This window comes from Snodgrassella sp. W8124, assembly GCF_016100875.1.
GTDB classification, from domain to species: Bacteria; Pseudomonadota; Gammaproteobacteria; order Burkholderiales; family Neisseriaceae; genus Snodgrassella; species Snodgrassella alvi.
Window position 1 is genome coordinate 1,080,536 of sequence record NZ_JACFRP010000001.1, and the last position, 14,243, is coordinate 1,094,778.

The 14,243-nt window shown below is 34.5% G+C and carries 17 protein-coding genes, 1 tRNA gene and 1 other RNA gene; 5 read left to right on the plus strand and 14 right to left on the minus strand.

Features of this window, described 5'->3' with window-relative positions; translation table 11 throughout:
* Positions 1–164: 164 nt before the first annotated feature.
* The 9 genes from H3U73_RS04800 to H3U73_RS04840 form a co-directional block, all read right to left on the minus strand.
* Positions 165–371, minus strand: a complete 207-nt coding sequence (locus H3U73_RS04800) for a GpE family phage tail protein (protein WP_080690445.1) — start codon at positions 369–371, stop codon at positions 165–167.
* Complete coding sequence (locus H3U73_RS04805; RefSeq protein ID WP_025330546.1) at positions 313–597, minus strand: phage tail assembly protein; 285 nt, start codon at positions 595–597, stop codon at positions 313–315. Before H3U73_RS04805 ends, H3U73_RS04800 begins: the two co-directional genes overlap by 59 nt.
* A 121-nt stretch (positions 598–718) precedes the next feature.
* A complete protein-coding gene (locus tag H3U73_RS04810; RefSeq protein ID WP_025330545.1) occupies positions 719–1,234 on the minus strand; it encodes a phage major tail tube protein in 516 nt (171 codons plus the stop codon).
* Positions 1,235–1,243: 9 nt separating this feature from the next.
* Positions 1,244–2,647 (minus strand): phage tail sheath subtilisin-like domain-containing protein, encoded by a 1,404-nt coding sequence (locus H3U73_RS04815; protein ID WP_198190132.1) that lies wholly within the window; start codon positions 2,645–2,647, stop codon positions 1,244–1,246.
* 8 nt (positions 2,648–2,655) lie between these two features.
* Entirely contained in the window at positions 2,656–3,162 is a 507-nt protein-coding gene (locus H3U73_RS04820) for a Gp37 family protein (RefSeq protein ID WP_172397401.1), read from the minus strand.
* 263 nt (positions 3,163–3,425) lie between these two features.
* Positions 3,426–3,516, minus strand: a tRNA-Ser gene (locus H3U73_RS04825).
* A 68-nt stretch (positions 3,517–3,584) separates the two neighbouring features.
* Positions 3,585–4,040 carry a DUF441 domain-containing protein gene (locus H3U73_RS04830; protein WP_037475441.1) on the minus strand — a complete coding sequence of 152 codons (456 nt, stop codon included), beginning with the start codon at positions 4,038–4,040 and terminating at the stop codon, positions 3,585–3,587.
* Between the two features lie 111 nt (positions 4,041–4,151).
* A complete protein-coding gene (locus tag H3U73_RS04835; RefSeq protein ID WP_198190133.1) occupies positions 4,152–4,649 on the minus strand; it encodes a DUF1841 family protein in 498 nt (165 codons plus the stop codon).
* Between the two features lie 815 nt (positions 4,650–5,464).
* On the minus strand, positions 5,465–5,689 hold the full coding sequence (locus H3U73_RS04840) for a BPSL0067 family protein (RefSeq protein ID WP_198190134.1): 225 nt from the start codon (positions 5,687–5,689) through the stop codon (positions 5,465–5,467).
* Positions 5,690–5,822: 133 nt separating this feature from the next.
* On the opposite strand from H3U73_RS04840, the gene ssrA reads away from it, so the two are divergent.
* Positions 5,823–6,183: a transfer-messenger RNA gene (gene ssrA, locus H3U73_RS04845) on the plus strand.
* Positions 6,184–6,654: 471 nt separating this feature from the next.
* On the opposite strand, the gene H3U73_RS04850 is transcribed toward ssrA, so the two are convergent.
* The 4 genes from H3U73_RS04850 to H3U73_RS04865 form a co-directional block, all read right to left on the minus strand.
* Positions 6,655–7,089, minus strand: coding sequence for a M15 family metallopeptidase (locus H3U73_RS04850; RefSeq protein WP_198190135.1), 435 nt, complete (start codon positions 7,087–7,089; stop codon positions 6,655–6,657).
* A 45-nt stretch (positions 7,090–7,134) separates the two neighbouring features.
* Positions 7,135–7,476 (minus strand): hypothetical protein, encoded by a 342-nt coding sequence (locus H3U73_RS04855; protein ID WP_084549714.1) that lies wholly within the window; start codon positions 7,474–7,476, stop codon positions 7,135–7,137.
* A gap of 3 nt (positions 7,477–7,479) precedes the next feature.
* Positions 7,480–7,968, minus strand: a complete 489-nt coding sequence (locus H3U73_RS04860; protein WP_078474179.1) for a hypothetical protein — start codon at positions 7,966–7,968, stop codon at positions 7,480–7,482.
* A gap of 298 nt (positions 7,969–8,266) precedes the next feature.
* A complete protein-coding gene (locus tag H3U73_RS04865; protein ID WP_084549712.1) occupies positions 8,267–9,169 on the minus strand; it encodes a phage antirepressor N-terminal domain-containing protein in 903 nt (300 codons plus the stop codon).
* A 362-nt stretch (positions 9,170–9,531) separates the two neighbouring features.
* Between H3U73_RS04865 and H3U73_RS04870 the strand changes: the two genes are divergently transcribed.
* The gene (locus H3U73_RS04870) at positions 9,532–10,122 is read left to right on the plus strand and encodes a LexA family transcriptional regulator (protein WP_198190136.1); all 591 of its coding nucleotides are present in this window, start codon (positions 9,532–9,534) and stop codon (positions 10,120–10,122) included.
* Between the two features lie 490 nt (positions 10,123–10,612).
* Here H3U73_RS04870 and H3U73_RS04875 read toward each other — a convergent pair whose 3' ends face one another.
* On the minus strand, positions 10,613–11,041 hold the full coding sequence (locus H3U73_RS04875) for a hypothetical protein (protein WP_198190137.1): 429 nt from the start codon (positions 11,039–11,041) through the stop codon (positions 10,613–10,615).
* Positions 11,042–11,422: 381 nt separating this feature from the next.
* Here H3U73_RS04875 and H3U73_RS04880 point away from each other — a divergent pair, with 381 nt between their 5' ends.
* The 3 genes from H3U73_RS04880 to H3U73_RS04890 all read left to right on the plus strand — a co-directional run bounded on the left by H3U73_RS04880 (position 11,423) and on the right by H3U73_RS04890 (position 14,031).
* Positions 11,423–12,040 carry a LexA family transcriptional regulator gene (locus H3U73_RS04880; protein WP_198190138.1) on the plus strand — a complete coding sequence of 206 codons (618 nt, stop codon included), beginning with the start codon at positions 11,423–11,425 and terminating at the stop codon, positions 12,038–12,040.
* Between the two features lie 646 nt (positions 12,041–12,686).
* Positions 12,687–13,364 (plus strand): S24 family peptidase, encoded by a 678-nt coding sequence (locus tag H3U73_RS04885; RefSeq protein WP_198190139.1) that lies wholly within the window; start codon positions 12,687–12,689, stop codon positions 13,362–13,364.
* A 445-nt stretch (positions 13,365–13,809) separates the two neighbouring features.
* Complete coding sequence (locus H3U73_RS04890; RefSeq protein WP_078474571.1) at positions 13,810–14,031, plus strand: hypothetical protein; 222 nt, start codon at positions 13,810–13,812, stop codon at positions 14,029–14,031.
* Positions 14,032–14,243: the final 212 nt, after the last annotated feature.

The window sequence follows — 14,243 nt, forward strand, 5'->3', positions numbered from 1 at the left end:
CGGCACCAATATATTTTTCTCCAATTACCTAAACTGTATTGGAATCTACTTATTTATATTATTTGTTGTTTCGATTACTGTGACTGTCAACTTATTATCGCTTCATAACCACGCTTATAAGCTTACAACAAGTTAACAGCACAGTTACTTCAGACAGCAACCAGTTATAGTTTGCTGTATTTGGCTTTAATCTGCCGGTTAGCCTGTTGCTGCCATTGCAAAATTTCCTCCAGAGACATTTCATCAATATCTGCCGGAGAAAAACCAAACCACCACGCTAAATCCGCAGCTGCCTGATAAAAACTATCCCAATCAGTGAGTACCCAGACAAAACTGACGCACCTGCGTGTAGTCCTCCCATGACAACTCATCAAAATCTTCACTTTGCAGACCAGATGCCATAGCCAGACACTGAGCTTCCTGTAATACTGCATTATCAGGATACTGTTCTGCAGCACGTTTAAAATCTTTAACCCGTACCCGGCGCAATGTCAGCTCCGTTATCGCACCACTTGGTGTTTGCAGTGGTTCCGCCAGTTTAATTACTTTGCCTGTACCCAATTGTTCTTGCAGATTTTGCGCTTCAGTTTGTGCCATATTTATTCCTCGATTAATCAATAATTACTGAATCAATTCAGCATATAAAAATACTTCAACCATAAAAAAGCTCACTCCGGTAATCAGAGTGAGCATTCAAATACATTAATACAAATAAAAATTACATACCAATATTTGCACGCATCTGCGCCAGCATATCCACACCATTCACCCGGTACTGATTGGTAAATGCGTTGTAATACAACACTTCACGACCAGCTACTGTCTGATGAATTTCAGTAGCCTGAAAAGTACTGGCGAATTCAGCTTTTTCTTTCGGTTTATAAGTTCCCAACGGATTTTTGCTGAAAGTTGCCATTACCGTCACAACCATCGGAACCTCAGCTGCAAGTCCGGAAGCATTAAATGCCTGCACATTAGCCCGAACCATTAGCTGACAAGCTTTGAAAGGGTTATATACTTTTGTAAACACATCCGGATAGAAGCTATTCCAGGTGATTTCCCCTTCAAGTGCCTCAATCCCGCTAGGCAGTTTTACTGAGCCCACCAGACCCAGACCTTTAGTTTCTGTCTGACCAACAGAAATATCCGGTAATTTAAACTGACTGGCACGGCCTAACTGACTATTACCATTAACATAAACATTGGCATTATAAATTGCATTAAATTCTGTCATAACTGTTTCCTAAGCGGCAGACTGGTTACTAATCAAATTAGCCAGATAAGTACGGGTCATCACACTGGTATTAGTGATACGTTCTGCAGGCAGTTTAGGCGTATAGTCATACTTAATTGGTACCTGCCCTTTACTGAAAGCATCAGCCAGATCATAGTCATAATCCAGGCTGACACTAAAACCAACAATACTCTTCAGCGTACCCAGATAGGTGCGCACCGTACCCAGAAGGCTGTCAATCAGCGCATCATCAATCGGCAAATCAATATACTGTAATTGAGCACGGCGAATTGATTCATTAATCAAATCACCTGTACGCTGTGCAGTTTCAAAGTTTTTAATATGTGTTACTGTCGGGAAACAGGCCAGACGGTTACCCCATAAGCGGAAACCAGTACCATAACTGTTAAATACCGTCGTAATACCCTTTTCATTCAGACGATTGGTTTCTGCCTGCGGATCATCAATACGTGCAGTCAGCGAAACCTCCATACCCGTTACACCGGACAGTTCACGATTGGAAATACTGAACCAATAACCCTGTTCAACATCAGTTCGCATCCGTAAACCGGCCGCATGAGTAGCCAGACTTTCCAGCTCACCACTGGTACCGGTAACATAGGGATAAAATAATTGCGCCCGATCCGAAGACGTCTGGAAATTAATATTACCGAGTGAACCGCGCCCCTGAACAGCCTGAGTAAGCGTTGTTCCTTTCGGCGCAGCAATATAGGCAATAGCCTCAAGCTTATCAGCCAGAGTAACCATTGCTGCCGCCACAGTCGCTTCCGCATCAAACTGAGGCACAATAATAATTTTTGCATCTGCTCCCAGCCGGGTAAAACCTTCCGTAAGCAGTTCCATCCCTTTGCGTTTACCGGTAGCTGCCTCGTAACCGCCGATAATATCCTTTGAAGTTACCTTACTTGGATCAAGATAAGTATAACTAATAGATACATCTGAACGCATTTGAACAAAAGTCAGCTCACCTGTTTCATTATTCAAAGTATAGTCAGTACCCTCTGATAATGTCTGATTACCAGCCAGAACTGTATAACCTGCCTGTACAGCCGGATGTGCTGTTTTCGCAGTCAGCGTATCACCGTCAATAACCAGTAACTCAGAATCAACGACCGTTTTATGTTTATCCGGATCCAGTACATTCACCACATAAGCAACACCAGACTGATAACGAGTCCAGATATTGGCCGCATCAGGTAAAGTGAAACCTGCACCAGTCAGCAAACCGAACTGACTGAAATCTTTAACAGTCTGACATACAGTTAACTCATTAACCGGACCAGACATACCAGTACCGACAATTGCAGTAATTGCCCCGTCTACGGTATAGACAGGGCTGCTGCCACCATCAATACGAATTGTTTCAACACCATGCAAATAGGCTGCTGCCATGATGATTTTTACTCCTTCGAAATTACAGAATGTGAAATAGCTCTGGCCTTAATCTCACCACGAGTTGGTATAGACTTGACCAAATTTTGCTGATTAATCACCGGACGCTGCTCCACCTGAAGTGTCTCGGTGCGAGCGCGTAACCGGTATTGCCAGACCCCTTCGGCCTCACCCAGAAAGCGCTCACTCAACAATCGGATTTGCTGGCAATGTTCAGGCTGGAATCCCACTAATGCCAGACGTAAAGAATCGAGTAAATCCAGAACACCGTTTTCTCCATCCAAAGCACGTGCAAAAACAATAAAACGCAATTGCAAATGCCTCTCCTGTACAATCAGATCCGTACTGCGCGGCTTTTTAAATTTACTGCGCTGATAACCGATTAAGACCGTACCCAGCGAATGAACAAACTGATAATTCTTTAAACTATTAGGCATCAGTTGTACTGAATATTTCGGCAATGCATGCTGAAGATGTGTCTGCACATCATTTAAAACAGAACGGGTTAAATTCATCCAGTACTCTCCATACATTCCGGCAGGCACAAAAAAAACCTCACAATCAAAATTGTGAGGGAAATAAATATTGCGACTAAACAGTTTACAGCTTAAACCTGCCAGCAAAAAATCAATAAAATATTTACAAAATCAAATTGTCATCTTTAACAAAGATGACATTCAGAATATGAATATACAAAAAAGTATAAACATTAAAATGACAAAAGCATTTTAAATAACGGCTATAAAAAAAGCTGCATTCGCAGCTTTTAATCATAATTTGGCGGAGAGGAAGGGATTCGAACCCTCGATACGCTATTCACGTATACACGCTTTCCAGGCGTGCGACTTCAACCACTCATCCACCTCTCCGTGAGAATGGAATTGCGCGCATTATAACGAGAGCGTATCTTTCTGGCAAGAACTTCGCAATCCGGCTACTATAAAATCAGCGATAACAATCCTGCCGCAATCAGAGGTCCGACCGGTACTCCGCGTAAAAAAGCCACACCAATAATGGTGCCAATCATTAAACCAGTGACAATGGTCGGATTAACCTGCATCAAATGAACACCGCGTCCCCCCAACCATGCCACCACTATACCTACCACTACCGCAGCCATGGTTTTCCAACTGGTTACCAAAGCTGCAATTTGTGCGGGCTGAACCTTACCAGTAATTAAAGGAGCCAGTACCCCTATCATAAGTAACATAATACCCAGTTGCACACCGTATTTTTCCAGTACAGGCGCATATTTAAGCAAAGGCGTTTGCTGCACCAGCAAAATAATCAGTGCAGAAATGGTTACAGAAGGGTTATGCCCGATAATACCCAAAGCCACAAACAATAATAGCAGCAAAGCATTTGCATTACTTGCCCAGAAAGACATATTCATCCCCTGATTTAAGATTATTGAAAATAAATACCCGTATCAATCCCATTGCAACAATATGGGTAACTGATACAAATGTACAAAACAATAAACCATAATCAAAGTCTGAGCAATTCATGCTTGTATATCAGAAATTTTTCCGACTTCATGAGGGTTTAAACGTGCCTCCTCTTCCTGCCCCAATCCGACCAGACTGCGTAAACGTGTCATATAATCATTAACATCCAACCCCTGACCATACCGTTGCGCCAGCCATAAAGTTTCAGCCAGAACTTCTATCATATCGTGTTCCGCTTTCACCCAGTCGCCTGCATATTGCTGACACAAACGCTGATGAATAGCAGCAATCCCGAAAGGCTGATCTATCGCTACCTGCTCCTGTACAGACAAATGTAAAGATAAATGCAGAAACGGATTAGTTTCTCCTTCTTCAGGCCGCCATACCCGGGTTAAATACTGCTCGATATTTTCCAGATAAGATGCATATTCAGTGTGTGCAGCAATAATTCTTAACGCTTTTTGTTGCAACGCATCCAGCAACTGCGGCTGCTGACGTTTACGCCATACATCCGCAAAAAAATGACGTACATCATTAGTATTGACATCATACATAACAGCACTCATTGCAGACAAAATAATGCAAATTATAAAACAATGACCTTATTACTGATAATTTATTACTTCTATCGCAATCAGTTTCTTCTTAATAATCCTTATTTCTGTAACAGCACATATTTTCAAAATGGATTAATAACCGGTCATCAATAACTATTCATTAAATTGTATATCAATCAAAATAAAGAAAAATTAGCTGATGTATACAGTAATTACTGCTAGCCTTACCGCAGCTGAAATAATAAACAAATCATAGATTTTTTTATTTTCTTATAAGCCTGACTCATCCTATCAATTGGCATTATCAGATTGCCAGTACCGTAACTTTATAAAAAGCTGGCAAATAACTTACGATATAAGTTAACTGTTTGCACTAAATGGCTATGGCATACATTTTACCTGTACTGGTAACTTTGTTTTTTCACAATAAGTTGCTTCCTTCGCATTAAGAACAACGTAATGAAGGGTATTCTCATACGTACAAACTAATGAAGGTTCCCTTAATGTATCTAAATCCCATATTTCTTTATTTTTTTATACTCAGGTACTAATGATACATCCATACATACTGGACCATCATATACCATGACATCAATAAGTTTATGAACATCATGTCCGTCAGAAAAAGATGACGGGCAGGCTACAACAGGAGGCTAGGCAAAGCAATTAAATGAAACTAGTCCAAGAAAATAGACTGAAAATAATATCGCATTTTTTGTTTATTCAATAATATAAAATTGATCCCCGTCATTAGAAGGATAGCCCCAGCCACTAAATTCGATCGGGCGAGTATGTAAAGGTACGCTATTCCATTAATCATAAACATTAATAGCGGTAGCTGTTTGACTAATATAAATTGCAGCATGACCTTTAAATTTACCGTTACTATTAAATGTTGCTATAGCAGTACCAAGTTTAATACTAGTGTACCCTTTGACTCTAGCGCCTTTTTTCCAAATAGAAGTATGAGGTGCTTTTGCAAAATATTTTACCATAGCAACACATTCATGCATGTGATTCTCAAACTCAAATTCCATGCTCTTTAAACTCATCAATTGATAATAATTTATCATTTTCTTCGGAAGTGAAGATTATTTTTCTGGGAAAAGAACCGATATCATAGATAACTATGCAAAATCACCAAAAAAAAGTATAATTGCCAGACCATCTGGGGGCGACCTTGGTTTCGACGGGGGTTGCAAAGCAGATGCGTGCATACCGGGGTCTCAGATTCCCGTTAAACACTGAATTTATATAGTCGCAAACGACGAAACTTACGCTTTAGCCGCTTAAGGCTAAACGTTGCAGCGGTTCGCCAATGGGCCGTGTGAGGCAACTCACCGCAACGACATTTACATTGGCTGGTTTAATGTCGTGTTGTCTGACATTAAACAAGATTTATGGCAACTGGTTTACAAACAGCCTGTCTGTCGGCGGTTTGTGAATAAGATTCGAAGTTGGCAAGACTAAGTATGTAGATCGCTCTGTAGAGGACTTTCGGACGGGGGTTCGATTCCCCCCGCCTCCACCAGTCTTTCTATTTTTATTTCAAATTCTTTCTTATTTCTAAATATCTGTATATTACAATCTGTCAAAAATTATACACATAAAATTTTATTTCTTTAAAATGCAAAAAAGCTCCCTTGCGGGAACTTGTGCAATCAGCTGTTTAAGGTTAAGCATACCTGTTAATTTTTAATAATTATAACATATTTTATGATTTAGTCAATAATAATTTTTAATTAATTAAAAATTATTATTGGTAATATTAACAAAATAAATTATATAACTAATTTTGTTAGACTTTTATCCAATAAACTAATAAGCAAAATTATATTATTAAACAAAAATAGACTTACTGTTACCAGAAAAATATATTGTTTTATAATTATTTTTATATACAAAAGACTTTAATCAACTGATTTAATTTGATCTTTTTAGATTTAAAAAAGCAAAAAAATTAATTAAATCAGATAAGTTTTCGCTATAATTATAAAAATATTTATAAAATTTCAAAATGAGGATAATCCTTACTGGTTTTCCAGTCTCCGCCCCAGATTATCTTCACTCCAAGTTCAGCAGCCGCTTGCTTCATTGCCAGCGCAATAATTCGGAATTTGTTCAAATCAGTCCAGTCAACAGGATATGGAACCAGATCCACAGCTTTGCCTGTAACATGCTTACTGGCATAAGGATTATTTAACCAGGTCACCTTACTTAAATTTGGCTGAGCATATTTTACCGGTATTCCTTTCTGGCTGCATTGTTGTGCGGTTCGCCCCTTACCATAATTAATACAGCATTGCTCACGCGAACGCACCCCTTCAGTTACCATAAAATCCTGATTTGTTATCTGTATAGCCCGCTTTACCACGTTGGTCAGGCTACAATTGACTCCATACAAACGCTGTAAGGATCGGTTACTTAATTTATACATATTTATCACTCAAAAAAAGCAGCCCAAAGGCTGCTTGATTTATATTTATTCTTTTGTTGATTTATCATTACCAACAAACTCTTCTGCTTTTTTACTAACAATATTCATTATGCGTTGTGCCAGTTTCGGTGCAGCAGCTTTAAATGCATCAAGAAACGATGTAGTTGACATTCCTGCAAATACACCAACTCCGGCAAAAAGCCATGGATGATTCTGTGGAAAAAAATAATCAGTTATTGCCGCAGCAAAAATCATTCCCAACAAGACAAATAAAATTGTCATAAACCAACCATAGCGTTTGTAATCTGTAACCAGTAAAGAACCAGCCAGCCCACCTACCAGCGCAAATAAAATACAGACGGAAAAAGCATCTTTTAAAAACTCCATACTTTATCGTCCTTTATATTTAGAATCTTCAATCCGTTTAGCGTAGTTGATCAAATTTCTCCCCGCCAGAGCACATACCACAGCCAGCACAGGATAAGTTGTCATTCCAGTTGTTAATGGTGGATAAGAGGCCCAGAAAGTAGCTGAAATTACAGCCCATATTAGTGCTGAAAAAATCAGCAAATATCCAGACAATACACTGCACCGATTAGACTTAAATATTGCAATAACCAGCTGTGTTAAAGCCACACCTATCAGTAACACAGACAGAGTTAAAGGATGCAATAGCAAAAAACCTTTATACAGTTTCAGATGAAAAACTTCGCTGCCACCCAAAATAAATATACCAGCAAAACCTATCATAACCAGCGCACTGGTAACAGTAATCACTCTTGTACCTGTATCAAACAACCATCTTTGTAATTTATCTGGTAAAAATCTTAAATCTAACAGTGAATAAAGTAATTGAAATACCAATTCCACATTTTTCATAAATCTTCCATCAAATCCTCAAAAACAAAAAACCGGCTGAAAGCCGGCTTTAATACCAATAGTTTATAAATATCTATTTATAATCATAAATATAAATAAATATCTTCCAATATATTTTTAATCTTTTATGAAATTTAAAATACAATTTAATAATATAAAACTATATTTTATATTCATAATCCTGATTTAAATCGTTTGTAATATTGCGAAATATCTTTAACAAATTAGCCATACCTTTAATTTTATAAAGCATGGCTAAAACTCAGTGAAAATTAAAATACTTCTTCAGCCTGAATGTTTACATCAATTTAGCCAGGTATTCCCGTGCTGATTCCTTGGCAGGAGAATCCGGTATTTTTTCGAATAAAGGTAAGAAAGCTTTATGACATTTATTAAAAATGCTATCCATACCATAGCCAAATTCATGAATTTGAGATTCATATTTACTACCCAGAATACGGAAAGCAGGTAATAAATGTTCATACATCAAACGCATTTTCTGAGAACAAACAAATGATTCATATAAATTTACCAGACTTTGTACCGAAACAAAAATTTCGTCTGAACAATTTTTTGTAACTTCCTTACTGTTAAAATTAACTTTTTTAACAGCGACCCGGCTTAAAAGGCAAATTACATCAATAAATTTAGATGACGGAACTTTTTCATAGCTGACACCATAACGTGTGCGTACAGCCTGCCATAATGTCATAGCCAGTTCAGTCTGTTTTTCAGGCTCTACAGACATTACCAGCTGTTTGTGCAAAGTCTTAATCATGGTAATCTGTGCCGGCAACAATCCGGAAGCGCCATTCTCTTTAACTAATCCAGGTCGGCCACGCTTTTTAGCTACTCTTGATTTACGCCAATGTGAATGAATGGCTTGAGAACACTCATTCTGATACACCCCAACCAATTCCTTCAAACTGTCTTTTACTTTTTTCGGATTAATGCTTTGCAACCAGTTTGTCAGTTTTTTTAACGGAATAACCAGAATTTTTTTTGTGCCGCTTTTGATTGGTATAGATAAAAATCCACAACCATATTTTTGATAGCAGCCTTTTAATTTACGATGCTGGGTTGACCAATCCAGTCCAATCCCCTGCACCACGGATTTCATGCAAACGTAAATAGTATTTTTGACCTTGACAGTGGCCAAACTACTCCCATGAAAAGAAACAAATGTGATATTATTATCCATTCAAAACTCCTTAAATTAGTCTTGGGTTTTGTTTATCTAATACCTCATAGGTGGCAGCCTTTGAGGTATTTTCCTTTTTAAAAATAAATTCTATGTATCTAAATTTAATTTATTCAATTTTAACCTTATACAAATTAACCAATACTTAATAAAATATATTTACAAAAGCTATATAATAAGTTGAATAGCTGTTTTAACTCTATGTAAGTTTAAGGTAATATAACCTTAATTGGTTATCAAAATAACCATATATGGCTATATTAAAATTTATAAAAGATAATTACAAGCACTTTATGGTCTTTTAGTGCCATATTTTATCATTCATTATCATTTTTCCACTATTAATCAATTATGCTTATATTATGAAATTTGCTAATCAACTAAAAAATGCCAGACTGGCTGCGGGACTTTCCCAAAAAGAACTGGCTCAAAAAGCCTGTATTACCCCGTCTTTAATATCCAGATATGAGCTGGGCAAAGTTATACCCAGGGTAGATACAATGAATAAAATTATGAAAATACTTGATTTTCACAATATTGAATCATTAGCGCCTTCTAAAGATAATCAAAATAGTTATTTAACTATACCACCTTTATTTCAACAAACTGCAAATTCAGAGAATACTCATATTACTATTTTAAAAACTGATATAACTGCCCATAAATTTCATATGGATAATCTGTTCTATGTCATCATGAGTGGTAATTCAATGCAAAATCTTTTAAATGATGGAGATAAACTCATAGTTGATACTTCGCAGAAAAAATTAATAGATGGAAAAATCTATGCTTTTAATCAAGGTAATTTATTCAGAATCAAAATTCTGCAAAACCTACCTGAACAGCAAATACGTATTAAAAGCTATAATTCCTATGAATATCCAGATGAAACTGTAACATTAAAAGATATCGAATTAATCGGCCAAATCATTTACAGAGGAGGCTTTTTATAAACTCTTTAATTACAACCTCAATATCAATAATAAATGCTTTCATCAGATATTAAGTCGAGTGCCAGAAATGTGCATTTGACTTAATATATAAATATAAGATTCTAAAAATATTAACAAGTAAATTTTTATAATTTACTAATAAATTGAAAATTTCAACATTTATATACCATACACTCTAAAATACAGGAATTTAATCTATTTAAAAATATTTAATTTCAATTTATTAATATATAAATGTAAAATTAAAATTGAATACAAAAATGATTAATTAAATAATAATTTAAAATTAAAATATAAACTGAGCTATAAACCTGCTTTAATTTTACTCATTCAATAATGAAATATAAAATTTATCTTAATAGTAAAAGGAAGTGAAAAACACTATCTCAAGACGCAAAAAAGCTCCCTTTCGGGAACTTTAATCATCAGCTGTTTAAGGTTAAGCATACCTATAAAATATAAATGTATTATAATCTTTGTAATATAATTGTCAAGAAGAAAACCGAAAATATTTTTCAAAATCTGGTTGTGTTTTCATTTCTTGCCAAAAAAGCCACAAACTTTGTTCAATTGACTCATTCCAGTCCTTACTGGAATAACGTCTACGCTGATTACGTTTGATTGTATTTTGATTCTGGCGTTTATATAAGGGACTTAATTTACAGTACTTACTGGATAATAAAGCAAAAGCTTCACAATTCTTGTAAAACAGATTTCTCATAGATGCTTTTACCATATCATACACTTCTGGCTGATAAGTAGGATAAAGTGTCTGCTGAACATTTTTTTCAGATGTCTGTGCCTGATATTTCCACTCTATACTTCGGCAATGTCCTTTTTTGATTGTATCTCTCATGCAATATTCATAAGCACGCAATACATTTTCCGCCAGATCTACTTCAAATTTATAGTCTTTCATAGATATACCTTAATTTAATAAATATGCTAATTAATTAAATTTTATAATAAATGTTTTAATCTATTATATATTTTTAATTAGGCATTAGTATTTAAAATATATACTCAGATTAAATATTGGTTAAAATTTTTTTTTGCAAAATCATTTGATTCCTTTTTTATATTATAAATATTCCTTATAAATTAGATTATGCATTTGTATTATCATATAATTTAATAAATAAATCTTTGCTTATGCCTTACATAAAATTGATTATGATTAATAAAAACCGTAATTATCTATCAAAATTGTCATAATAATAAGTCAATAACTAATAAAATGCAAATCATTGCCTAATTATGAAACCACTAAATAAGATTAGGTAAAAACTAAGGGTTAATTATGTATACTGGTAAAAAATTAGGTGAGGCTATTAAGTCGGCGATTGAACTCAAAGGCGTCCGCAAAGCGGACGTAGCTCGTGCATTTGGAATCAAGCCACCTTCAGTAACGAGTTGGATCCAGACTGGTCGTGTAGATAAAACACATATTGACAAGCTGGTTTCATATTTTGCCGATGTTGTTCAACCTGAGCATTTTGGTATTGGTTCATTTGAAACTAACGAAATTTTGTTTAATGGTTATAAAGTGCCTTTACTATCATGGATAGATGCTACCAAACAGCTGGACAAAAATGCTTTAACAGAAAGCAATATTATCTGGGTACCGACACTACGCAAACCCGGCAATCATGCATTTGCACTTGAAATTAAAGGTGACAGCATGGAACCTGAATTTACCGCAGGCGACAGAATTATTGTTGATCCAGAGCATTCTGTAAAAAATGGCTGTTTTGTTATTGTGCGTGAAAATGACAACGAGGCCATGTTTAAACAGTATATCAGTGAGGGTAGCTATCATTATTTGAAACCACTTAATAATCGCTACCCGATTATAAAAATGTCTGATAATTTTTATATTTGCGGGGTTGTCATAGAAAAATTTAAAATATATGTCTAAGAATTTGACTTGTTTATTGCTAGTTTATGAATACTTATAGCATTAAATAAACATAAAAAAATATTTATTACTTGCTTAGATATTTTGGAATTAGGGGAATTATCCCCTATCATTCTGAAAAAATCAAGATTAGTTAAAATGAATTTTATTCATATCAATTCATATTTTCTACAAATTAGTTTAATATAATTCAGCATAATGCATAAAATTAATTCCGTTTTATTATGTGTTAATAAATTTTAATCTTATAATAAATATTTAAAATCAAAATATTATTTTTATAACAAAATAGATGAACCATTATCATTTAAGAATTGAATTATTTATAGCAAATTAGTGCAGCGCTTTTTATTGGTAACTATGACCATACTAGCTCTGATTAACTCTTACTACTCTACTGATTAATATATCGCTCTAAATATTAATAGTAGCATATAGCATAGTTGTTACTGTTTTTAATAAAAATTTTATAAAATTATAATAAAACCAATATTTTATAACAATGTAAGACATAGTTCAACCGTTTATTTTTGATTAATTGTAAACAAATCTTTATATACAATTATATTAAATAAATAATAAAATTAAGCTATTGAAGCATTATCACAAATGTGATAAATTTTGACTTTTATTCAGAAAGTGATCCATGACCACATTCGGCGAACGTCTGGCTAAGCTTCGTGAGGGTAAAAATCTTTCACAAGCTAAATTAGCAAAAATGGCAGGCGTTCCACAAAGTACAATAGCTCAAATTGAAACAGGTAGAAATAAAAGCACAAAAAAAATCATAGAACTTGCAGAGGTTCTTGATACCACACCGAATTACTTATTAAACGGTGTAAAGGACTTAAGCGTTGTTCCGTCATCCTCTGAAATTGGTAGTTATTCTGACAAATATATTAGTAACAGTATTGGGGCATATGTGAAGATTCCATATTATGATATTAGTTTATCTGCAGGTATGGGTAACGCAACCTGGATAGTTCGTGATACTCATGACAAATTGCTTTTCAGAGAAAGCTGGTTACAAAGAAAGGGGCTTGATGAGTCATCTCTTAAAGCAATGTATGTCCGTGGCGAATCTATGGAGCCATTACTTTATGACATGGATACAATTTTGTTAAACATAAATGATCTGGAAATTGTAGATGGCGGTGTATATGCAATAATCTATAAAAACAGATTATATATAAAAGAATTACGCAACACAGAAAATGGTATAGATATTATTAGCTATCATCGTGACTATGAAACTATGCATGTTACACAGGAAACATATGATCAATTCAAAGTGCTTGGTAAGATGGTCTGGCGAGGAGGTTAAAAGTCTAAATTCATACCGCTATCCAATAGCGGTTTTTTTTACGTCATTCAATCACAAAATTAATCTTTAATACATATAATAATCAAATAATTATAATATTTACACTTAAATTATCACAAAAATGATTGCAAATATTTAATTACAATTGTAATATATACACATGGAAAAAGTTAAGAAACCAATGGCTTTAACATTAAACAAAACTTTAAAAAGGAAGAAATTTATGACGGAACTAATTACTTTTTTTCATAAACTTAGTTTAAATAACTTTCGTATATTTTTTATTTGTTAATTATTTTTCTAAATAGAGTTTAGCCAAAACAGAATTAAAGTGAGTTTAAAAACTACAGCATATTTGTCGCATATAAGTATGTTTCAGTTTTTAGAACTAGGTAATAGCAAATTTTTATTATTACCACTTAATCATATTTTCAAGGAGCTAATTATGTTGGAAATTGTCAAACCTTCAAGCGAGAGAATTACATATCCGGTAGCTCGCAGAGATCCGGAATATGGATTTATTGTTTTGTTTTTTTCTGAAAGCCATGGAGTAGTTATTTCTACAACTGAAGAAAATGAGTACAACATCGGTGACACATCTCTTAGTTGGTTATCTTGTAAAAATAGTGATGATTGGGAACCAATCGATATAACCATTTCTGGCTAAAACCAACAGCTATAAGTACTGAGAACATAATAAAAATAGATTTGAATAAAATTAATACACTTAACATATTTTGATTAAAGACATAAATAAAAATTTAAATAAATACATAAAAATATTAATTTATTTATTAATAAAAGCATGATGAAATAGTATATTTGCCAAAATACATAAGCAGGTCTACAAAGGAGAAACATTGATTAATTATTGATTAT

Bases quoted from the DNA above. Each gene is read 5' to 3' on its own strand.
- H3U73_RS04800 (WP_080690445.1), bottom strand. From the start codon at position 371: ATGAGTTGTCATGGGAGGACTACACGCAGGTGCGTCAGTTTTGTCTGG.
- H3U73_RS04805 (WP_025330546.1), bottom strand. From the start codon at position 597: ATGGCACAAACTGAAGCGCAAAATCTGCAAGAACAATTGGGTACAGGC.
- H3U73_RS04810 (WP_025330545.1), bottom strand. From the start codon at position 1,234: ATGACAGAATTTAATGCAATTTATAATGCCAATGTTTATGTTAATGGT.
- H3U73_RS04815 (WP_198190132.1), bottom strand. From the start codon at position 2,647: ATGGCAGCAGCCTATTTGCATGGTGTTGAAACAATTCGTATTGATGGT.
- H3U73_RS04820 (WP_172397401.1), bottom strand. From the start codon at position 3,162: ATGAATTTAACCCGTTCTGTTTTAAATGATGTGCAGACACATCTTCAG.
- H3U73_RS04830 (WP_037475441.1), bottom strand. From the start codon at position 4,040: ATGAATATGTCTTTCTGGGCAAGTAATGCAAATGCTTTGCTGCTATTA.
- H3U73_RS04835 (WP_198190133.1), bottom strand. From the start codon at position 4,649: ATGTATGATGTCAATACTAATGATGTACGTCATTTTTTTGCGGATGTA.
- H3U73_RS04840 (WP_198190134.1), bottom strand. From the start codon at position 5,689: ATGGAATTTGAGTTTGAGAATCACATGCATGAATGTGTTGCTATGGTA.
- H3U73_RS04850 (WP_198190135.1), bottom strand. From the start codon at position 7,089: ATGTATAAATTAAGTAACCGATCCTTACAGCGTTTGTATGGAGTCAAT.
- H3U73_RS04855 (WP_084549714.1), bottom strand. From the start codon at position 7,476: ATGGAGTTTTTAAAAGATGCTTTTTCCGTCTGTATTTTATTTGCGCTG.
- H3U73_RS04860 (WP_078474179.1), bottom strand. From the start codon at position 7,968: ATGAAAAATGTGGAATTGGTATTTCAATTACTTTATTCACTGTTAGAT.
- H3U73_RS04865 (WP_084549712.1), bottom strand. From the start codon at position 9,169: ATGGATAATAATATCACATTTGTTTCTTTTCATGGGAGTAGTTTGGCC.
- H3U73_RS04870 (WP_198190136.1), top strand. From the start codon at position 9,532: ATGAAATTTGCTAATCAACTAAAAAATGCCAGACTGGCTGCGGGACTT.
- H3U73_RS04875 (WP_198190137.1), bottom strand. From the start codon at position 11,041: ATGAAAGACTATAAATTTGAAGTAGATCTGGCGGAAAATGTATTGCGT.
- H3U73_RS04880 (WP_198190138.1), top strand. From the start codon at position 11,423: ATGTATACTGGTAAAAAATTAGGTGAGGCTATTAAGTCGGCGATTGAA.
- H3U73_RS04885 (WP_198190139.1), top strand. From the start codon at position 12,687: ATGACCACATTCGGCGAACGTCTGGCTAAGCTTCGTGAGGGTAAAAAT.
- H3U73_RS04890 (WP_078474571.1), top strand. From the start codon at position 13,810: ATGTTGGAAATTGTCAAACCTTCAAGCGAGAGAATTACATATCCGGTA.